This window comes from Pseudomonas sp. CCOS 191 (assembly GCF_001007005.1).
GTDB lineage: Bacteria > Pseudomonadota > Gammaproteobacteria > Pseudomonadales > Pseudomonadaceae > Aquipseudomonas > Aquipseudomonas soli.
Genome location: NZ_LN847264.1, coordinates 4447932 through 4467648 on the forward strand (window position 1 = coordinate 4447932; position 19717 = coordinate 4467648).

15 protein-coding genes are annotated in these 19717 nt (G+C 64.2%); 8 read left to right on the forward strand and 7 right to left on the reverse strand.

What is annotated here, in order from left to right:
- Positions 1-17 precede the first annotated feature (17 nt).
- Both CCOS191_RS19700 and CCOS191_RS19705 read left to right on the forward strand, forming a co-directional pair.
- Positions 18-1319 (forward strand): mechanosensitive ion channel family protein, encoded by a 1302-nt coding sequence (locus CCOS191_RS19700; RefSeq protein WP_046856644.1) that lies wholly within the window; start codon positions 18-20, stop codon positions 1317-1319.
- Between the two features lie 164 nt (positions 1320-1483).
- The gene (locus CCOS191_RS19705) at positions 1484-2686 is read left to right on the forward strand and encodes an MFS transporter (protein WP_046856645.1); all 1203 of its coding nucleotides are present in this window, start codon (positions 1484-1486) and stop codon (positions 2684-2686) included.
- Between the two features lie 3 nt (positions 2687-2689).
- Here CCOS191_RS19705 and CCOS191_RS19710 read toward each other — a convergent pair whose 3' ends face one another.
- The 3 genes from CCOS191_RS19710 to CCOS191_RS19720 form a co-directional block, all read right to left on the reverse strand.
- Positions 2690-3562: a carboxylate/amino acid/amine transporter gene (locus CCOS191_RS19710; protein ID WP_046856646.1), complete on the reverse strand. Its 873-nt coding sequence runs from the start codon at positions 3560-3562 to the stop codon at positions 2690-2692.
- A 203-nt stretch (positions 3563-3765) separates the two neighbouring features.
- Complete coding sequence (locus tag CCOS191_RS19715; protein WP_023629502.1) at positions 3766-4365, reverse strand: FMN-dependent NADH-azoreductase; 600 nt, start codon at positions 4363-4365, stop codon at positions 3766-3768.
- A 110-nt stretch (positions 4366-4475) separates the two neighbouring features.
- Positions 4476-4790: a hypothetical protein gene (locus tag CCOS191_RS19720; RefSeq protein WP_023629501.1), complete on the reverse strand. Its 315-nt coding sequence runs from the start codon at positions 4788-4790 to the stop codon at positions 4476-4478.
- A 50-nt stretch (positions 4791-4840) separates the two neighbouring features.
- Between CCOS191_RS19720 and CCOS191_RS19725 the strand changes: the two genes are divergently transcribed.
- Genes CCOS191_RS19725 through CCOS191_RS19740 form a run of 4 tightly spaced genes read left to right on the forward strand, consistent with a single transcriptional unit; the run spans position 4841 to position 9025 of the window.
- Positions 4841-5764, forward strand: coding sequence for a LysR family transcriptional regulator (locus tag CCOS191_RS19725; protein WP_028693074.1), 924 nt, complete (start codon positions 4841-4843; stop codon positions 5762-5764).
- Positions 5765-5777: 13 nt separating this feature from the next.
- On the forward strand, positions 5778-6590 hold the full coding sequence (locus tag CCOS191_RS19730) for an alpha/beta fold hydrolase (RefSeq protein ID WP_046856647.1): 813 nt from the start codon (positions 5778-5780) through the stop codon (positions 6588-6590).
- Positions 6584-7141, forward strand: coding sequence for a peptidylprolyl isomerase (locus CCOS191_RS19735; RefSeq protein ID WP_046856648.1), 558 nt, complete (start codon positions 6584-6586; stop codon positions 7139-7141). The genes CCOS191_RS19730 and CCOS191_RS19735 overlap by 7 nt, the downstream gene beginning before the upstream one ends.
- Positions 7142-7192: 51 nt before the next feature.
- Positions 7193-9025, forward strand: coding sequence for an ABC transporter ATP-binding protein (locus CCOS191_RS19740; RefSeq protein WP_046856649.1), 1833 nt, complete (start codon positions 7193-7195; stop codon positions 9023-9025).
- A 67-nt stretch (positions 9026-9092) separates the two neighbouring features.
- On the opposite strand, the gene CCOS191_RS19745 is transcribed toward CCOS191_RS19740, so the two are convergent.
- The gene (locus CCOS191_RS19745) at positions 9093-10220 is read right to left on the reverse strand and encodes a GNAT family N-acetyltransferase (protein ID WP_046856650.1); all 1128 of its coding nucleotides are present in this window, start codon (positions 10218-10220) and stop codon (positions 9093-9095) included.
- Positions 10221-10459: 239 nt separating this feature from the next.
- Between CCOS191_RS19745 and CCOS191_RS19750 the strand changes: the two genes are divergently transcribed.
- Positions 10460-11704 carry a putative porin gene (locus CCOS191_RS19750; protein WP_046856651.1) on the forward strand — a complete coding sequence of 415 codons (1245 nt, stop codon included), beginning with the start codon at positions 10460-10462 and terminating at the stop codon, positions 11702-11704.
- A gap of 185 nt (positions 11705-11889) precedes the next feature.
- Here CCOS191_RS19750 and CCOS191_RS19755 read toward each other — a convergent pair whose 3' ends face one another.
- From CCOS191_RS19755 to CCOS191_RS19765, 3 genes are all read right to left on the reverse strand, one after another.
- Entirely contained in the window at positions 11890-13011 is a 1122-nt protein-coding gene (locus tag CCOS191_RS19755) for a beta-ketoacyl-ACP synthase III (RefSeq protein ID WP_046856652.1), read from the reverse strand.
- A 218-nt stretch (positions 13012-13229) separates the two neighbouring features.
- Positions 13230-17135 carry an ATP-dependent RNA helicase HrpA gene (gene hrpA, locus CCOS191_RS19760; RefSeq protein WP_046856653.1) on the reverse strand — a complete coding sequence of 1302 codons (3906 nt, stop codon included), beginning with the start codon at positions 17133-17135 and terminating at the stop codon, positions 13230-13232.
- Positions 17136-17240: 105 nt separating this feature from the next.
- Positions 17241-17492 carry a hypothetical protein gene (locus CCOS191_RS19765; RefSeq protein WP_046856654.1) on the reverse strand — a complete coding sequence of 84 codons (252 nt, stop codon included), beginning with the start codon at positions 17490-17492 and terminating at the stop codon, positions 17241-17243.
- An 856-nt stretch (positions 17493-18348) separates the two neighbouring features.
- On the opposite strand from CCOS191_RS19765, the gene CCOS191_RS19775 reads away from it, so the two are divergent.
- Positions 18349-19713: a glutamine synthetase family protein gene (locus CCOS191_RS19775; protein WP_046856656.1), complete on the forward strand. Its 1365-nt coding sequence runs from the start codon at positions 18349-18351 to the stop codon at positions 19711-19713.
- The last annotated feature ends 4 nt before the right edge of the window (positions 19714-19717 follow it).

The following is a 19717-nucleotide window of genomic DNA, read 5'->3' on the forward strand; positions in this document are numbered from 1 at the left end:
AGACCGTTTCCAAGCCCATGGACATCCAACGCTTCTGGCGTGACGCCCTCGACCTCTGGGGCACGCTCGACCAACACCCGCTGCTGCACGCCGCCCTCGGCCTGGCCGTGCTGCTGCTCGTCTCGCTGCTGATCGGCCGCCTGGCCCGCTTCCTGGTGCTGCACTCCAGCCGCCTGCTGGGGCGCCAACAGGCGCTCAGGTGGCTCGACGACCTGCGCCACAACAAGGTGCTCCATCGTCTGGCCCAGACCACCCCGTCACTGGTGGTGCAGTTCGGCCTGAAGCTGGTACCGGAGCTGTCGGCCGCCGCCCAGCATTTCCTCGGCAACGTTGCCCTGGCCGTGACGCTGCTGTTCATGACCCGCGCCCTGTCCTGCCTGCTCGACGCGCTGCTGGACATCTACGCCCGCACCGAACATGCCCGCACCCGCTCGATCAAGGGCTACATGCAGCTGGCCAAGATGATGCTGTGGATCTTTGCCGCCATCGTCATCGTCGCCACCCTGATCGACCGCTCGCCACTGTTGTTGCTGTCCGGTCTGGGCGCCATGTCGGCGGTGCTGCTGTTGGTGTACAAGGACACCCTGTTGTCGTTCGTCGCCAGCGTGCAACTGACCAGCAACGACATGCTGCATGTCGGCGACTGGATCGAGATGCCCCAGGCCGGCGCCGACGGCGACGTGGTCGACATCACCCTGCACACGGTCAAGGTGCAGAACTTCGACAAGACCATCGTCTCCATCCCCACCTGGCGCCTGATGAGCGAGTCATTCCGCAACTACCGCGGCATGCAGCAGTCCGGCGGGCGGCGGATCAAGCGCAGCTTGTTCATCGATGCCGCAGGCGTACGCTTCCTTACCCAGGAAGAAGAACAGCGCCTGGGCCAGGTGCGTCTGCTCGGCGACTACCTGGCCGGCAAGCGCCAGGAGCTGCGCGAATGGAACGAGGCCCAGGGCCACAATGCCGGGCTGTCGGCCAACCGCCGGCAGTTGACCAATATCGGTACCTTCCGCGCCTTCGCCCTGGCGTACCTGAAGAGCCACCCCAACGTGCACCCGAACATGACCTGCATGGTCCGCCAGATGCAGACCACCGCCGAAGGCGTGCCGCTGGAGATCTACTGCTTCACCACCACCACGGTGTGGGCCGAATACGAGCGCATCCAGGGCGATATCTTCGACTACCTGTTGGCCGTCCTGCCGGAGTTCGGGCTGAGCCTTTATCAGCAGCCCAGTGGTAATGACATGCGTGCAGGGCTGGCGGCCAGGCCGCAGCCTCAGACCCAGCCACGCAGCCTGGACGTATTGAGCGAGGCCTGACGGTCCCATCGGGGCGCCCGACCGGGCGCCCTTTGCATTGCGCCCCCAAGGCGCACTACCCTGGAGCCATCCAGGACGACGTCATCACGGAAGATCGACGGCCCAATCGCCACGCCTATCCCTGACGCTCGACAGACGCCTGCCACAACCTTCGTGAGCGAGCCATGCCTCAGGACATTGCCAGCACTTCACTGCACGACACCCCGCCATCGTCTCGGCGCAAGACCCTCGCCGCCGCCAGCCTCGCCCATGGCGTGCATGACGGCCTGACCGATGTCATCTACGTATTGCTGCCCCTCTGGCAGGTCGCCTTCGGCCTCAGCTACGCCCAGGTCGGGCTGCTGCGTGGTGCCTACGCCGGCATGATGGCGGGTTTTCAGTTGTTGGCCAGCAAAGGTGCCCGGCACTGGGGCCGCGAGGCCCTGTTGATCCGGGGCACGGCGCTGGCCGGGCTGGCCTACCTGATGGCCGCCCAGGCAAGCGACCTGATCCTTCTGCTGATCGCCCTGATGCTCGCCGGCCTCGGTGCCAGTACCCAGCACCCGCTGGCCAGCGCGCTGGTCGCTGATGCCTACGAAGGCAGCGGCAAGGTTAAGCAGGCCCTGGCCCAGTACAATTTCGCCGGAGATATCGGCAAGGCGCTGATCCCGGGCCTGGTCGGCCTGGTGCTGGTATATGTGTCATGGCAGGCTAACGCCACCGCGCTTGGACTGCTAGGCCTGGGGGCGGCAGCGGCACTGTGGTGGCTATTGCGTCAGGCGCCACTCGCAGGGCGATCAACGCGCAAGGCCGTGGCCCAAGATCGAGTTGGCTCAAGGTCAGGGCTTGCGGCGCTGATCGCCACCGGCACCCTCGACAGTGGCGTGCGCATGGGTTTTCTGACCTTCCTGCCGTTCCTGCTGCAGAGCAAGGGCGCGACGACCGCGCAAATAGGCCTGGCCCTGACATTGCTGTTCATTGGCGGCGCCTTCGGCAAGCTGTTCTGCGGCTACTTGGGCGCCCGGCTGGGGCCGGTGCGCACCGTGATCTGCAGCGAGCTGCTGACCGCCGGGCTGATCCTGGTAGCACTGCTGTTGCCCTACCTGCCGTTGATGCTGGTGATGCCTCTGATCGGCGTGGCACTCAACGGCACCTCGTCGGTGCTGACCGGGCTGGTGCCGGACTTCGCCGGCAGCGAGCAGCGCGAGCGGGTGTTCGCCTGCTTCTATACCGGCACCGTCGGCGGCGGCGCGCTGGCACCGGTGCTGATCGGCGCGATATCCGACCACACTGGGGTGGAACAGGGATTGATGGCGCTGGCAGGCACACTGCTGCTGACCCTGCCGTTGTGCCTGATCGTGCACACTGGCCTGCCGCGCCAGCAATGATCCTCAGGCCGCTCCCGGCAGCCTCACGCGCTGGCCGCCCAAGCGGCTCAACCAGACCGACGCCAGGATCACCGTACCGCCAATGGCCAGCCGCCCCAGTGGCTCGTCCTGGTTCCAGATCAGCAGGTTGAGCAGCAAGCCCACCGGCACATGCAGGTTGTTCATTACCGCCAGGGTGCCACCGGAGACCAGGCAGGCGCCCTTGTTCCACCAGTACAACCCCAATGCGGTCGGACACAGGCCGAGGAACAGCAGCACCAGCCACTGGGTATCGGTGCTCGGCAGGTGCTGGGCATTGCCGAAAAGCAGGAAGGCCGGCAATACCACCAGCAACGCGCCCAGGTAGAAATAGCCGAACCGGCGGTAGTGCGGCAGGTCGCTGGGGTGGCGGGCCACCAGATGGCGGTACAGCACCTGCCCGGCGGCGTAGGTGAAGTTGGCCAGTTGCAGCAGCAGGAAGCCGATGAAGAACTCGCCGGTGACCGTGTCGAAGCGGATCACCGCCGCGCCGGCCACTGCCACCAGGGCGGCAAGCAGCGCCCAGGGGTTGAAGCGGCGGTTCAGGGCATCCTCGATCAAGGTCACATGCAGCGGGGTGAGAATGGTGAACAGCAGTACCTCCGGCACCGTCAGCACGCGGAAGCTGAGGTACAGGCAGACATAGGTGATGCCGTACTGCAGCGCGCCGATCAGCAGCATCGAGCGCATGAAGCGTGGTTCGACCTGGCGCCAGCGGGTCAGTGGCAGGAACACCAACCCGGCCAGCAACACCCGCACAAGCACGGCGAAGTAGCTGTCGACATGGCCGGCCAGGTATTCGCCGATCAGGTTGAAAGAGTACGCCTGGATCAGCGCGACGATTATCAGGTAGCCCATGGTTGGCCCTCGTGGATCAAGGCGGGGACCTTAGCGGGTTGGGCCTGGGCAGTTCAACCATGGGGATTGTGGGGCTGCTGCGCAGCCCATCGCCAGCACAGGATGCGCACTTTCTGCGAGCAAAAAAAGCCCGGCCATTTCTATGGCCGGGCAGGCACACCCAAAGGAGCAACAAGGTGTCAGGGTTGGGAATTCGTCGCGGCTCAGGCCACCGCGGCCAGTCTGGCCTTGGCCTGGTTCAGGCCCTTCTCGTGGAACTCGCCGCTCATGTTCAGGCCTTCGGCATGGATGAAGTCCACATCGTGGATGCCGATGAACGCCATCACCTGGCGCAGGTAGGGTTCCTGGTGATCGCTGCTGGCACCGGCATGGATGCCGCCGCGGGCGGTCAGGACGATGGCGCGCTTGCCGTTGAGCAGCCCCTGTGGCCCGGTCGGGGTGTACTTGAAGGTGATGCCGGCGCGCAGCACGTGGTCCAGCCAGGCTTTCAGGGTACTGGGGATGGTGAAGTTGTACATCGGCGCGGCCATCACCAGCACGTCGGCGGCCAGCAACTCGTCGGTCAGCGCATTGGAGCGCTCCAGTGCCTCACGCTCGGTAGCGCTGCGCTGTTCCTCGGGCTTCATCCAGCCGCCGAGCAGGTTGGCGTCCAGGTGCGGCACGGGGTTCACCGCCAGGTCGCGCACCGTGATCTCGTCGGCCGGATGCGCCGCTTGCCATTGCTGGATGAAGTCCAGGGTCAGTTGGCGAGAAACGGAATCCTGCTGGCGGGCGCTGCTTTCGATGATCAGTACGCGGGACATGTGTGCCTCCATCGGCGGTAAGGGGTGGCGATTCGATGGAGGTGAGATTAGAGGTTGACCTATCGATAAAAAAGCGTAAAAAGTGGGATCAACCTATCGATTAACCTGTTTTATTCCGCTTTGCAGTCGAGCACGATGCGCAGCTTGATGATCTGCCGGTTGAACTTGGCAGTGACATCCACGCTTCTGCCTGCAGGCACGTTGACCCGGCGCACCCTCGGCGCCTCGGGGCCGTTGCGGAAGGTGACCTTGCATGCCGCCGGCACCTGCCCATAGTTGTTGAGGCTGATCGAGCCGATGTCATAGGCCGTGTCGTAGGCGGTGTAGTCGACCTTGACCCCGGTCAGTTCCTTCTCCACGTCGATCGGGTAAGCCATGGCCCCGAGGGGCAGGCACAACAGCAAAGCCGCACAACATTTCTTCATACGGGCGCTCTCCTTGGGAAGAGCGCAGCTTAGGACAACAGGAGCCCTGGATGAAAGCACCGCGCGTTACCCTGGATCAGTGGCGGACCCTGCAGGCGGTGGTCGACCACGGCGGGTTCGCCCAGGCCGCCGAGGCCCTGCACCGCTCGCAATCGTCGGTGAGCTACACCGTGGCGCGCATGCAGGAGCAACTGGGCGTGCCGCTGCTGCGCATCGATGGGCGCAAGGCGGTGCTGACCGAGGCCGGCAGCGTGCTGCTGCGCCGTTCGCGGCAACTGGTCAAGCAGGCCAGCCAGCTGGAAGACCTGGCCCACCACATGGAGCAGGGTTGGGAAGCCGAAGTGCGCCTGGTGGTCGACGCCGCCTACCCCAGCGCCCGCCTGGTACGCGCCCTGGCAGCGTTCATGCCGCAGAGCCGCGGCTGCCGGGTGCGCCTGCGTGAAGAGGTGCTGTCCGGAGTCGAGGAAGTGCTGCACGAAGGCATCGCCGACCTTGCCATCAGCAGCTTCAACATCGGCGGTTACCTGGGCACCGAACTGAGCCCGGTAGAGTTCATCGCCGTCGCCCACCCCGAGCATGCCCTGCACCGCATGGGTCGCGAAATCACCTTCCAGGACCTGGAAAGCCAATTGCAGGTGGTAATCCGCGACTCCGGTCGGGCCCAGCCGCGTGATGTCGGCTGGCTAGGCGCCGAGCAGCGCTGGACGGTAGGCAGCCTGGGCACCGCGGCGACCTTCGTCGGCAGCGGCCTGGGCTTTGCCTGGCTGCCCCGGCACATGATCGAGCGCGAGCTGCGCGAAGGCGTGCTCAAGCCCCTGCCGCTGGATCAGGGTGGCAGCCGCCATCCACTGTTCTACCTTTACTCGAGCAAGGAAAAGACCTTGGGCCCGGCCACGCAGATCCTTATCGAACTGCTGCGCAACTTCGACACCGCGCCGCTGGACGTGCCCTTCGCAGCCCCCCCACAAGCCTGAGAGGACCGCGCCCATGGCCGTTTTCGAACACCAAGGATGCCAGTTGCATTACGAGGAATACGGTCAGGGCGAGCCCCTGGTGCTGCTGCACGGGCTGGGTTCGAGCAGCCAGGACTGGGAATTGCAGGTGCCCGAGCTCGCCCGCCAGTACCGGGTAATCCTCATGGATATCCGCGGCCACGGGCAATCGTCCAAGCCTCGCTCGGGCTACCAGATAAAGACCTTCAGCGAGGATCTCCTGGCCCTGCTCCGTCACCTGGACACCGGTCCGGTGCACTTCGTCGGCCTGTCCATGGGCGGCATGCTCGGTTTCCAGTTCGCCGTCGACCACCCCGAGTGGCTGCGCAGCCTGTGCATCGTCAACAGCGCCCCGGAGGTCAAGCGCCGCACCCGCAGCGACTGGATCTGGTGGCTCAAGCGCTGGAGCCTGGCGCGCCTGCTCAGCGTCGAGACCGTCGGCAAGGGCCTGGCCGAACGGCTGTTTCCCAAGCCGGGGCAGGCCGAGCTGCGGCGCAAGATGGCCGAGCGCTGGGCACGCAACGACAAGCGTGCGTACCTGAAAAGCTTCGACGCCATCGTCGACTGGGGCGTACAGGAACGCATCGGCCAGATCCGCTGTCCCACCCTGGTGATCGCCGCCGACCACGATTACACACCAATACAACTCAAGGAGCGTTATGTCGCCCTGATGCCCAACGCCAGACTGGCGGTCATCGACGATTCGCGGCACGCTACGCCCCTGGACCAACCTGAGGTCTTCAACCAGACCCTGCTGCAGTTCCTCGCAGCCGCTTCCACCTCTCAAGGATCATTGAGCCCATGCTGAAACAACTTCTGCTCACCGCCTGCTCGGTCGCCTTCGCCACCAGCGTCATGGCCTCCGACAAGACCCCGCACGTTGAGCTGGTCACCAGCTTCGGCAAGATCGAAATCGAACTGAACGCAGAAAAAGCGCCGATCAGTACCAAGAACTTCCTCCAGTACGTCGACAGCGGTTTCTACAACAACACCATCTTCCACCGTGTGATCCCGGGCTTCATGGTCCAGGGCGGTGGCTTCACCGACCAGATGGTACAGAAGAGCACCCAGGATCCGATCCGCAACGAGGCGAGCAACGGCTTGCAGAACACCCGTGGCACCCTGTCCATGGCGCGTACCTCCGACCCGAACTCGGCCACCAGCCAGTTCTTCATCAACGTCGCCGACAACGACTTCCTCAACCCGGGCCGCGACCGTGGCTACGCGGTGTTCGGCAAGGTCACCAAGGGCATGGAGGTGGTCGACCAGATCGTCAACTCGCCGACCACCGTCAAGAAAGGCATGCGCGATGTGCCGGCGGATCCGGTCTACATCAAGTCGGCCAAACGCATCGATTGATCCCGCGCCGCACAGGGACGTGAGTCGGGTCGAACAGGAGTGTCGTCACCCATGCTGTACCGTCGTTTCGAGCAGTTGATCGACATCTTCCGCGAGGCGCCCAGCGAGGCGCCTCCCGGCAAGGTCTGGCCCTTCTATCTCTATTATTTGCGCCAGGTCTGGCCGAGCTTCGTTGCCCTGCTGATCGTCGGGCTGATCGCCTCGCTGATCGAGGTGGCGCTGTTCAGCTACCTGAGCCGGATCATCGACCTGGCCCAGGGCACGCCCAACGCCAACTTCTTCAGCGAGCACAGTGGCGAGCTGATCTGGATGCTGGTGGTGGTGCTGGTGCTGCGGCCGGTGTTCTTTGGCCTGCACGACCTGCTGGTGCACCAGACCATCAGCCCGGGCATGACCAGCCTGATCCGCTGGCAGAACCACACCTATGTGCTCAAGCAGAGCCTGAACTTCTTCCAGAGCGACTTCGCCGGGCGCATCGCCCAGCGCATCATGCAGACCGGCAACTCCCTGCGCGATTCGGCGGTACAGGCGGTGGACGCGCTGTGGCACGTGCTGATCTATGCCATCAGCGCACTGGTGCTGTTCGCCGAGGCCGACTGGCGGCTGATGCTGCCGCTGCTGGTGTGGATCGCCTGCTATATCGGCGCGCTGTACTACTTCGTGCCGCGGGTGAAGGAACGCTCGGTGATCTCCTCCGATGCCCGCTCCAAGCTGATGGGGCGCATCGTCGATGGCTACACCAACATCGCCACGCTCAAGCTGTTCGCCCACACCGACTACGAGCAGCAGTACGCCCGCGAGGCGATCAGCGAACAGACCGAGAAGACCCAGCTGGCCTCGCGGGTGATCACCAGCATGGACGTGGTCATCACCTCGCTGAACGGCCTGCTGGTGGTCGCAACCACGGGCCTTGCCCTGTGGCTGTGGAGCCAGTCGCTGATCAGCGTCGGTGCCATCGCCCTGGCCACCGGCCTGGTGATCCGCATCGTCAACATGTCCGGCTGGATCATGTGGGTGGTCAACGGCATCTTCGAGAACATCGGCATGGTCCAGGACGGCCTGCAGACCATCGCCCAGCCGGTCACCGTCAGCGACAAGCCCCACGCGCCAGCACTCAAGGTCAGCCGCGGCGCGGTGCGCTTCGACCATGTCGACTTCCACTACGGCAAGGGCGGCAAGGTGATCGATGCCTTGAACCTGGATATCCGCCCCGGCGAGAAGATCGGCCTGATCGGCCCGTCCGGCGCCGGCAAGTCGACCCTGGTCAACCTGTTGCTGCGCCTGTACGACATCGACAGCGGGCGCATCCTCATCGACGGCCAGGATATCGCAGAGGTCAACCAGGCCAGCCTGCGCGCGCAGATCGGCATGATCACCCAGGACACTTCGCTGCTGCACCGCTCGATCCGCGACAACCTGCTGTACGGCCGGCCGGATGCCAGTGACGAGGAGGTCTGGGAGGCTGTACGCCGGGCGCGGGCCGACGAGTTCATCCCGCAGCTGTCCGATGCCCAGGGCCGCACCGGCTTCGACGCCCATGTCGGCGAGCGGGGCGTGAAGCTCTCCGGCGGCCAGCGCCAGCGCATCGCCATTGCCCGGGTGCTGCTGAAGAACGCGCCGATCCTGATCATGGACGAGGCCACCTCAGCGCTGGACTCGGAGGTCGAGGCGGCGATCCAGGAGAGCCTGGAGACGCTGATGCAAGGCAAGACGGTTATCGCCATCGCCCACCGCCTGTCGACCATCGCCCGCATGGACCGGCTGATCGTGCTGGACAAGGGGCATATCGTCGAGAGTGGCAGCCACACTGAGCTATTGGCGCAGCGTGGCCTGTATGCGCGGCTGTGGCATCACCAGACGGGTGGGTTCGTCGGGGTGGATTGATACAGAAAACGGCATGGGAAAATCGGCGTGGGAGCGGGCTTGCCCGCTCCCACCTGCCCCTTGATCTTCATGCCTGGCGATACGGCAACATCCCCCGCGCCTCCTCGGCATAAGCCCGCACCCCGACCCGCTCCTGCCCGAGAAAATCCTCCACCGCCCGGCGCAATCCCGGATGCATCAGGTAATGCCACGACCGCGTGATCACCGGCTCGAAGCCGCGAATCAGCTTGTGCTCACCCTGGGCCCCGGCATCGAAACGCTGCAGCCCTTCGCCAATGGCGAAATCCATGCCCTGGTAGAAACAGGTCTCAAAATGCAGACGGTCGAATTCATCCAGGCACCCCCAGTACCGTCCATACAGGCTGTCACCGCCGATCAGGCTGAGCGCCATGGCCACCTCGCGCCCCTGCTGGCGGGCGATGACCACCCGGATGGCCTCGGGCATGCGCTCGGCGATCAGGCTAAAGAATTCACGGGTAAGGTAGGGCGCGCGTCGGCGCACGGCGTAGGTGTTGGCGTAACACAGGTAGACAAAATCCCACTGCGCCTCGCTTAGCTCGTCGCCCCGATACCAGGCGAAGTCGATCCCCTGCCCCGCCACCTGTTCGCGCTCCTTGCGCATCTGCTTGCGCTTGCGTGAGCTGAGGGTGTCGAGAAAGTCCTGGAAGTCGCGATAACCCCGATTGCGCCAATGGAACTGGCAACCCAAGCGTTCCATCCAGCCTGGCAGACCGGCGAGGGCCTCATCCAGCGCAGTGTCGGTGAAGTTGATATGCGCGCCCGACAGCCCGCCCTTGCCCAGGTACTCGGGGATGGCCTGCAACAGCAACAGGCCATCGCTCGGGTCAGCGGCCAACAGGCGTGGGCCGGTCACCGGGCTGAACGGCACCGCACCCAGCAGCTTGGGGTAGTAGGCGATACCTGCGCGCTCGCAGGCATCGGCCCAGCCGTGGTCGAACACGTACTCGCCGAAGGAATGCCATTTGCGGTACGCAGGCAGCAGCGCCCGCACCTCACCGTCGCGTTCCAGCACCAGGTGTTCGGCGGCCCAGCCAGTGTCAGGCACCACGCTGCCACTGTCCTCCATGGCCGTGAGGAAGGCATGGCGCAGGAACGGCTGGGCGTCAGGCACCAGCGCGTCCCAGGTGGTCGCCGGCAGGTCGCGCAGATGGGCAAGGCTGTGGAGGCTGATCACGTTTGCAACTCGCTGAAAAGAGAGTGCCAGTATTGCCAAGTCGACCGTGACACTCAAATGACGGCCGCTTTACTTAACAACAGTGCCACTGTTTAGACATTATTCTGTCATTCGCCCCCGCAATACTTGCGCCTGTTTTCCGGAACCCCAGAACCTGTCTAGTCAGGCCCTTTCCGAAGACATGCCAACTTGGGGGCGGGCGCTTGAGCCTCCCCACTTTTTCCAACAGGGAGAACCTTATGCGTCTTGTTTCTACACTTACTGGAGTGAGCCTCACCGGCATGATGCTGGCTCTGAGTACTCCGGCCAGTGCTGCTGTCGACGCCAAGCTGCTCGAAATGCTCCGCGCCAATGGCTCGATCAACCAGGCGCAGTACAACGAACTGCAGGGCGACCTGGCAAAGGAAACCAAGGAAAAGGCTGACCAGAAGGCCCAGTCCGAGCGCATGAGCTCGTTCGAACAGAAAGTGGCGTGGGCCGCCAAGACCCAGATCAAGGGTGATGTGCGCCTGCGTTACGAAGACGTCAACGTCGACAACCCGATCTCGCGCAGTGGCAACCAGGACCGTGAGCGCGTCCGCGCCCGTGTCGGCTTCTACAGCGAGATCAACCCGCAAGTGGACGCCGGCGTGCGTGTGGCCACCGGCAGCAGCGCCGATGCCCGCTCGACCAACCAGAGCCTGGACAACTACTTCGAGAAGAAATCGCTGTGGGTCGACCTGGCCTACCTCGACTGGCACCCGACCGCCATCCCCAACCTGCACCTGATCGGCGGCAAGATGGCCCAGCCATGGGTGAGCATGGGCGACATCATCTGGGACAGCGACATCAACCCCGAAGGCGTGGCGGTCACCTACAAGACCAACCTGGGCGCCACCGAGCTGTTCGGCAGTGCCGGCCACTACACCCTCAAGGACAACGTCGACGGCGACGGCGTGCAGTTCAAGCACGACGCGCAGCTGTACCACGGCCAGCTGGGTGCCAAGTTCAACGCGGCCGACACCCTCAAGTTCACCGTGGGCGGCAGCATCTACGGCTACGACAACGACAAGGAGTCGACCGTCCTGCGTGCCTTGGGCAACACCACCAACGAGTTCAACCTGGTGGAAGGTTTCGGCCAGGTGGACTTCACCGGCTTTGCCATCCCGCTCTCGGCCTATGGCCAGTTCGTCAAGAACACCGAAAGCACCGATGGCAAGGACAAGGCTTGGCTGGCGGGCCTGAAAACCAAGGTCGGCGCCTGGAGCCTGGACTACAACTACCGCGACGTGCAGCGTAACGCGGTGGTCAGCGCCTTCACCGATTCCGACTTCGGCAACGGCTTCACCGGTTCGCGTGGCCACAAGTTCAAGGTCGGCTACGAGATCGACAAGAACTTCTCCCTGGGCGCGGCCTACCTGATGGCCAAGACCGACTTCTCCAACCTGCCGAACAGCGATGCTGACGTAGACACCCTGCAGGTGGATCTGGAAGCGAAGTTCTAAGCAACAGGCTCCTTGGCTCCACCCTGAAGCGGGAAATGCTGACCCCATCCAGCATTTCCCGCTTTTTTTGCCTGCAATGAACGTGGGAGCGGGCTTGCCCCGCGATGGCGTCATCAACCTTACCGCTGTGCAAAGGCTGATGACGCAATCGCGGGGCAAGCCCGCTCCCACGAGTCAGGCAAGCATCAATGCTTGCGCAGGATCACGCTGCCAATCGAATAACCCGCGCCGAACGAGCTCAGCACACCCAGCGACCCCTTGGCCAAGTCATCCTGGTACAGGTGGAAGGCGATCACCGACCCTGCCGAGCTGGTGTTGGCATAACGGTCGAGAATCACCGGGGCCTCTTGCTCGTCCACTTCGCGGCCCAGCAGCTTCTTGACGATCAGGTGGTTCATGCTCAGGTTGGCCTGGTGCAGCCAGAAACGCTGGACGTCGCTCGGCTGCTGGCCGTTTTCGTCCAGGTGCTGGCCGATCAGCTCGGCGACCTTCGGGCAGACTTCCTTGAATACCTTGCGGCCTTCCTGCACGAACAGCTTGTCGCGCGAGCCGATACCCTCTTCCGCGGCGCGGTTGAGGAAGCCGAAGTTGTTGCGGATGTTATTGGAGAACGCGGTCCACAACTTGGTGCTGACGATATCGAACTGGTGCGCGGAGGTGGCCAGGTCGGCACGTTCGATCAGTACCGCGGTGGCGGCATCACCAAAAATGAAGTGGCTGTCGCGGTCACGGAAGTTCAAGTGGCCGGTGCAGATTTCCGGGCTGACCACCAGCACCGCGCGGGCCTGGCCCAACTGCACGCTGTTGGCTGCCGTCTGGATGCCGAAGGTGGCCGACGAACAGGCGACGTTCATGTCGAAGGCGAAGCCCTCGATACCGAGCGCCTGCTGCACTTCGATGGCAATGGCCGGGTAGGGGCGCTGCAGGTTGGAGCAGGCGACAATCACCCCGTCGACATCGGCGGCGGTGCGCCCGGCACGTTCCAGCGCCTGACGCGCAGCGGCAACGCCCATTTCGCAGAGGATCGACTGTTCGTCGTTGGAACGCTCCGGCAGGCGCGGTTTCATGCGCTGCGGATCGAGGATGCCGGCCTTGTCCATGACGAAGCGGCTCTTGATGCCCGAGGCCTTTTCGATGAAGGCGGCATCGGACAGCGGCGCCGCCTCGACTTCGCCACGCTCGATGGCGGCGGCATTGTCACGGTTGAAACGCTGTGCCCAGGTGTTGAAGGACTCCACCAGTTCTTCGTTGGAAATGCTCTGGGCCGGGGTATACAGGCCGGTGCCGCTGATGACGACGTTATGCACGGTCGTTCCTCTGGTCAAAGGCCATCGCCATGCGGCGCAGGCCGGGAAAAGGGCAACATAATGGCACCTTGGTACCAATTCGCAGACGAGGGCTGGGCCCTCGATCGCTGGCAAGCCAGCTCCCCTCAGTTCAATGCGTACCCTGTGGGAGCTGGCTTGCCAGCGATGGGCCGCAAAGCGGCCGCAAATTCCGTCAAGTTTGCCACAAGTTGCAACGGTTAGGCTTCCACCTGACTCCACTGCTTGCTCAGTCGCTTGTCGGAAACCGGCACCTTGGTCCCCAACTGCTGGGCAAACAACGACACCCGGTACTCCTCCAGCAGCCAGCGGTACAAGGTCAGTTGCTCATCGCGCTTGCCTTCCTGGGCATGCTTGTCGGCACGGGCCTGGTATTGCGCCCAGCAATTGGCCAGCTCGCCACTCCACACCCGGTCCTTCTGCACCTGCGACCCCAGCTTCTCCAGGCGCAGTTCCACTGCCTTGAGATACCGCGGCAATTCCTTGAACCAGGCCCCCGGCGTCTCGCGCACGAAGCCCGGATACACCAGGTTGGCCAGTTGCTGCTTGATATCGTTGAGTGCCACCGCCTGGCTCAGGTCGATCTTGCCCTTGAAGCGCTTCTGCAAGCCATGCCACAGCTTGAGCACCTCCAAGGTCAGGCGCGCCAGGCGCTCGGCATGCTCGCTCCAATTGCCGCGCTTGCGTTCGGCCAGCGAGGCCAGGGCCGCGCCATCACGGGGCAGCGGGTCTTCGCCTTCGAGCACGCAACTGTCGAGACTGGCCAACAGGATATCCTCCACCAGTGCCTCGACCCGGCCCAATTCGCGATACAGCAAGCCCAATTCGGTCAGCCCCGGCAGCTTGCCGCGCAGGAACTTGGCCGGCTCGGCCAGCTGTTGCAGCAGCAGGCGCTGCAGGGCACGTCGGTGCTGGAACTCGGCCTCAGCCTGGGTCGAGAACCGCCCCTCGCGCACCGTGCCGTTGTCCTCGACCAGTGCCGGGTACACGGTCATCGACAGCCCGGCGATCTTCTGCTGGGCGGTCTGCGCCACTTGCTCGAATACCTTGGCCTGCACCGGCTGCTCGGCCTTGTCGTTGCGCGGCAAGGCCAGGGCGGCCTGGCTGGCGGCGGCAAAACGGGCAGTCAGTTCGGCCAGGTCGCGGCCCTCGCCGAGGAACTTGCCCTGGGCATCGACCACTTCGATGTTCATGCGCAGATGGCCTTCCACCAGCCCGGTCGCTTCCGCCCAGGCCTCGTCGGACACCCGCGCCCCGGTCATGCGCAGCAGCTCATGGCCAAGTGCCTGGGGCAACGCGCCCTGGCCGAAGACCATGCGCGACAGTGCCGCCTTGACGAAGTCCGGCACCGGCACGAAGTTCTTGCGCAGGGCCTTGGGCAGGTTGCGCACCAGGGCGATGCACTTGGCCTCGAGCAGGCCCGGCACCAGCCATTCCAGGCGTTCGCCCGGCAGGTTGGGCAGCAACGGCGCCGGCACCCGCACGGTCACGCCGTCACGTGGATGGTTCGGTTCGAAGTGGTAGCTCAGCGACAGGCGCAGTTCGCCCACCTGCAAGTGATCCGGGTACTGCGCTGCGGTGACCTCGCTGGCCTCGCGGGCCAGTACGTCCTCCTCGCGCATGATCAGCAGGTTGGCGTCCTTCTGGCTGGTCATCCGGTACCAGGCATCGAAGGTCGCGGTCTGGTGGATCTCTGCGGGCAGGCGCGCTTCGTAGAAGGCGTACAGCGTCTCTTCGTCGGCGAGAATGTCGCGTCGACGGGCCTTGGCCTCCAGTTCGTCGAGCTGCTCCAGCAGGCGCTTGTTGGCCGCCAGGCACTTGGCCCGGGACTGAATCTCGCCGCCGACCAGGCCATCGCGGATGAACAGCTCGCGGGAAGTGACGGGGTCGATCGGGCCGAAATGCACCGGGCGGCGTCCGACCAGGATCAACCCGTACAAGGTGATCTGCTCGTAGGCCACCACCTGGCCGCGCTTCTTCTCCCAGTGCGGTTCGAAGTGGTTCTTCTTGATCAGGTGGGTGGCCAGCGGCTCGATCCAGTCCGGCTCGATCTTGGCCACCATGCGCGCATACAGCTTGGTGGTTTCCACCAGTTCGGCAGCCATCACCCATTGCGGCCGCTTGCGGCCAATGCCCGACGACGGGTGAATCCAGAACCGCCGCTGACGCGCACCCTGATAGTCGCCCTCCTCGGTCTTCTGGCCGATCTGGCTGAGCAGGCCGCTGAGAATCGCCTTGTGCATGCGCTGATAGTCGCAGGCATCCTTGTTCATCGTCAGTTGCAGGTCGCGACAGATCAGCGCCAGCTGGCGGTGGGCGTCGCGCCACTCGCGCAAGCGCAAGTAGTTGAGGAAGTTCTTGCGGCACCAGTTGCGCAGCGGGTTGGCGGTCAGCGCCTGGCGCTGCTCCTCGAAACCGCGCCATAGATTGACCAGCGCGGCGAAGTCGGAATCGACATCCTTCCACTGGGCATGGGCCTGGTCGGCGGCCTGCTGGCGCTCCGGTGGGCGCTCGCGCGGGTCCTGCACCGACAATGCGCTGGCGACGATCAGCACTTCCTGCAGGCTGCCCTGGCGGGCACCTTCGAGCAGCATGCGGCCCATACGAGGATCGATCGGCAGACGCGCCAATTGGCGGCCCAGCGGTGTCAGCTGGTTCTCGCGGTTGACCGCCGACAGCTCCTGCAACAGGTTGAAGCCGTCACTGATGGCCTTGCCATCCGGCGGCTCGATGAACGGGAAGGCGTCGATCGCGCCCAGGCGCAGGTGCAGCATCTGCAGGATCACCGCCGCCAGGTTGGTGCGCAGGATCTCCGGATCGGTGAACGCCGGCCGGCCGTTGAAGTCATCCTCGCTGTACAGGCGGATGCAGATACCCGGCTCGACCCGGCCGCAGCGGCCTTTACGCTGGTTGGCGCTGGCCTGCGAAACGGCTTCGATGGGCAGGCGCTGAACCTTGGCGCGGTAGCTGTAGCGGCTGATGCGGGCGGTGCCGCTGTCGATCACGTAGCGGATGCCCGGCACCGTCAGCGAAGTCTCGGCGACGTTGGTCGCCAGCACCACGCGCCGGCCGCTGTGGGACTGGAAGATCCGCTGTTGCTCGGCCGGCGACAACCGCGCATACAGCGGCAGGATCTCGGTGTGGCGCAACTGCGCCTTGCGCAGGATCTCGGCGGCGTCGCGGATCTCGCGCTCGCCGGGCAGGAACACCAGCACGTCGCCCGGGCCCTTGCCCTGGCTGCGCTCGTGCTGGGCGATCTCGTCTAGGCTGGCGAGGATCGCCTGGTCGACCGAGAGGTCTTCCTCGACCTGGTTGCCCTCCTCGTCCTGCTCGCTGGTCAGCGGGCGGTACCAGGTTTCCACCGGGTAGGTACGGCCGGACACCTCGATGATCGGCGCGCCGTCGAAGTGCTTGGAGAAACGCTCCAGATCGATGGTCGCCGAGGTGATGATCAGCTTCAGTTCCGGACGGCGATGCAGCAGGGTCTTGAGGTAGCCGAGCAGGAAGTCGATGTTCAGGCTGCGCTCGTGAGCCTCGTCGACGATGATCGTGTCGTAGCGTTCGAGGAAGCGGTCGTGCTGGGTCTCAGCCAGCAGGATACCGTCGGTCATCAGCTTGACCAGGGTGTTCGAATCGCTCTGGTCCTCGAAGCGCACCTGGTAGCCCACCAGCGCCCCCAACGGCGTGCCCAGCTCCTCGGCGACCCGCGCCGCCACGCTGCGCGCGGCGATCCGCCGAGGCTGGGTGTGGGCGATCAGACCGCGGCTGCCACGGCCCAGCTCCAGGCAGATCTTCGGCAACTGGGTGGTCTTGCCCGAACCTGTCTCGCCAGCGATCACCAGCACCTGGTGCTCGGCCAGGGCCTTCTTGATCTCGTCGCGCTTGGCGGCGATGGGCAGGTTGTCGTCGTAGCGAATGCTCGGCACGCTCTGCTGGCGCGCGGTGACCTGGGCGCAGGACGCCTGGACCTTTTCCACCCACTGCGCGAGCTTGCCCTCGTCGGGGCGCTTGCGCAATTCGTGCAATTGCCGACGCAGCCGATGGCGGTCGGCGATCATGGCGTGGTCGAGGTTGTTCAGCAGTTGGTCGATGGCGTGGTCTGTCATGGGGCTTTTTAATGATGCAGGCGAATGCTGCTTTTTCATGATCGGCAGGCGTAAGAGGCGCGATTGTCGCAGATTTGCGAAATCGATGCTGCCTGTGCCCGCCGTTCAGTCGCGGTCACGCTCGAAATAGCGGGAACGCTTGAAAAGCAGCAGCGTTGCAACTGCATCACACAGAAACCACCAGTACATCCCATCCAGCCGCAAGAATTCACGCTCACCAAGTTGTGTGCACGCCGTTATGCCCGTTGCCATCAAAGCCACGCAGACGCAGCATCTTAGCGTTGGTGAGCGACATGCCCAGTCAAGCAATAGGCCGGCGACCAGCCCATAAAGGGTAAGAAGAAAGATCTCAGTCATGGCTACCCTTCAATCCTGTCGCGGGAGCAGCTCGCTCCCATGGCCAAATCGAAAAGCCTGTGGCAGGGGGCTTGACCCACGAGAGGCCCACGCATCATCAATCTCTATCTCGCTCGAAATAAGATGAGCGTTTATAGAGTAGCGGCGTAGCAACAGAGACAAAAAGTATCATCCACTCAAGTCCATCGAGCAGTAAGAACTGCCGATTAGCCAGTTGCGTACAACTCGTCATGCCAGCGCTCATGCAAACCACATACAGAAAAATCCTGACCCGTGTTGAGCGACATGCCCAATCAACGAAAAGTCCGACGACAATGGCAATGAGCATGAGGAAAATCCACGACATGACCGTTCCTTGTTTAGATAATCCTGATAAGTCCTTTGTGCTTGCATGGCTGTCCCTGTCGCTTGCCTATCCTGCAGAACTTAGCGACTTTCACCTCTGGCCCTGGCCCTGCAAATTAGCCTGGGTCCGATAAAGCTGTGGGAAGCTTCCTAAGCTCCTGCGAAGCGGTAGGCAAACCTTGCCAATGTTTAGCTCCCACCGGAATGAACGTCGCCATTCACTGCTTTAATCAACCTTACAGGCCATGTGAGTATCCTGGGATGCTTCCCGACCCGATGATCGCCCGCCCGCTGCCCTACCCTTCGCTGCCGAAGGCTCGGGCCCGTGCCGGTGAAAATCCGTTGGTCCATATCATCCTGGCGTTCTGGGCGCTGTGGCATTGCCGTCACGCGCGCCCACCGGACACGTCGCTCACGCACTCCTGACCCGACCCGGCCATCCTCTGGCCGATTGACTCAGCCTGACCGCTCGCCTGCGCGGCGGTCCCGTGTGCCCCAGAGCGAATCCACCATGCACTTTGCCCCTGCCGAGCAAGCCAGGCGTTTCCTGGCCGACAACCCCGATATCGACCTGATCGAACTGTTCATCCTCGACGCCAACGGCGTACCCCGCGGCAAGCTGCTGCATCGCGAGGAACTGCTGGCCGTGTTCGAAAGCGGCCGCCCGCTGCCCAGCACCATCCTCGGCCTGACCCTCAACGGCGACGACGTGGAAGACTCCGGTCTGGTCTGGGACGTCGGCGACATCGACTGCCGCGCCTACCCGCTGGATGGCAGCCTGGTGCGCCTGCCCTGGCGCCGGGTGCCGACCGCCGCCGTGCAGGTCAGCATGCACCCCAGCGAAGGCCTGCCGGCCAGCGTGGCGGATCCGCGTCATGTGCTGCTGCGGGTGATCGACGCCCTCAAGGCCGAGGGTTATCACCCAGTGATGGCCTGCGAGCTGGAGTTCTACCTGCTCGACCAGCAGCGCGATAGCCAGGGCCGGCCACAGCCGGCGCTGGACAGCGACGGCGGCCGCCCGCGCGGTACCCAGGTCTATGGCTTGCGCGAGCTGGAGCAGATCGAACCGTTCCTTGCCGATCTGTATGCTGCCTGCAAGGCCCAGGACATCCCTGTGCGCACGGCGATCTCCGAGTACGCCCCGGGGCAGGTGGAAATTACCCTGGAGCACGGCGATGCGCTCCAGGCCATGGACCAGGCCGTGCGCTACAAGCGTCTGGTCAAGGGCACTGCCAATGCCCATGGCATGCAGGCGTGCTTCATGGCCAAGCCGTTCGCGCAACTGGCCGGCACCGGCATGCACATGCACCTGAGCCTGGCGGACGCCGCTGGCAACAACCTATTCGCCAGCGAAGACAAGGCCGGCACCCCACTGTTGCGCCAGGCGGTGGCCGGCATGCTGCGTCACCTGCGTGAGTCGCTGCTGCTGTTCTGCCCCAACGCCAACTCGTTCCGCCGCTTCCAGGCCAACAGCTATGCCCCGCTGGCGCCGACCTGGGGCGTGGACAACCGCACCGTCAGCCTGCGCGTGCCCGGCGGCCCGGCCAACAGCCGGCATGTGGAGCACCGTATCTGCGGCGCCGACGCCAACCCCTACCTGGCCGCCGCCGCGATACTTGCTGCCGCGCACCAGGGCATCCGCGAACAGCTCGATCCCGGCGCGCCGGTCGAAGGCAACGGCTATGCCCAGGCCAGCGAGTACCTGCCCACCGACTGGCTGACTGCCCTGGAAACCCTGGAGCAGTCGGCCTGGGCCCGGGAGGCGCTGGGCGAGGCCTTCCTCGGCGTGTACCTGAAGGTCAAGCGCGCCGAGTACCGCCAGTTCATGGCCGAAGTCGGCGAACAGGACTGGCGCTGGTACCTGCACCAGGCCTGACAGA

Excerpts from the sequence above, each read along its gene's own strand:
- CCOS191_RS19700 (WP_046856644.1), top strand. The coding sequence starts at position 18 with ATGGACATCCAACGCTTCTGGCGTGACGCCCTCGACCTCTGGGGCACG.
- CCOS191_RS19705 (WP_046856645.1), top strand. The coding sequence starts at position 1,484 with ATGCCTCAGGACATTGCCAGCACTTCACTGCACGACACCCCGCCATCG.
- CCOS191_RS19710 (WP_046856646.1), bottom strand. The coding sequence starts at position 3,562 with ATGGGCTACCTGATAATCGTCGCGCTGATCCAGGCGTACTCTTTCAAC.
- CCOS191_RS19715 (WP_023629502.1), bottom strand. The coding sequence starts at position 4,365 with ATGTCCCGCGTACTGATCATCGAAAGCAGCGCCCGCCAGCAGGATTCC.
- CCOS191_RS19720 (WP_023629501.1), bottom strand. The coding sequence starts at position 4,790 with ATGAAGAAATGTTGTGCGGCTTTGCTGTTGTGCCTGCCCCTCGGGGCC.
- CCOS191_RS19725 (WP_028693074.1), top strand. The coding sequence starts at position 4,841 with ATGAAAGCACCGCGCGTTACCCTGGATCAGTGGCGGACCCTGCAGGCG.
- CCOS191_RS19730 (WP_046856647.1), top strand. The coding sequence starts at position 5,778 with ATGGCCGTTTTCGAACACCAAGGATGCCAGTTGCATTACGAGGAATAC.
- CCOS191_RS19735 (WP_046856648.1), top strand. The coding sequence starts at position 6,584 with ATGCTGAAACAACTTCTGCTCACCGCCTGCTCGGTCGCCTTCGCCACC.
- CCOS191_RS19740 (WP_046856649.1), top strand. The coding sequence starts at position 7,193 with ATGCTGTACCGTCGTTTCGAGCAGTTGATCGACATCTTCCGCGAGGCG.
- CCOS191_RS19750 (WP_046856651.1), top strand. The coding sequence starts at position 10,460 with ATGCGTCTTGTTTCTACACTTACTGGAGTGAGCCTCACCGGCATGATG.
- hrpA (WP_046856653.1), bottom strand. The coding sequence starts at position 17,135 with ATGACAGACCACGCCATCGACCAACTGCTGAACAACCTCGACCACGCC.
- CCOS191_RS19765 (WP_046856654.1), bottom strand. The coding sequence starts at position 17,492 with ATGACTGAGATCTTTCTTCTTACCCTTTATGGGCTGGTCGCCGGCCTA.
- CCOS191_RS19775 (WP_046856656.1), top strand. The coding sequence starts at position 18,349 with ATGCACTTTGCCCCTGCCGAGCAAGCCAGGCGTTTCCTGGCCGACAAC.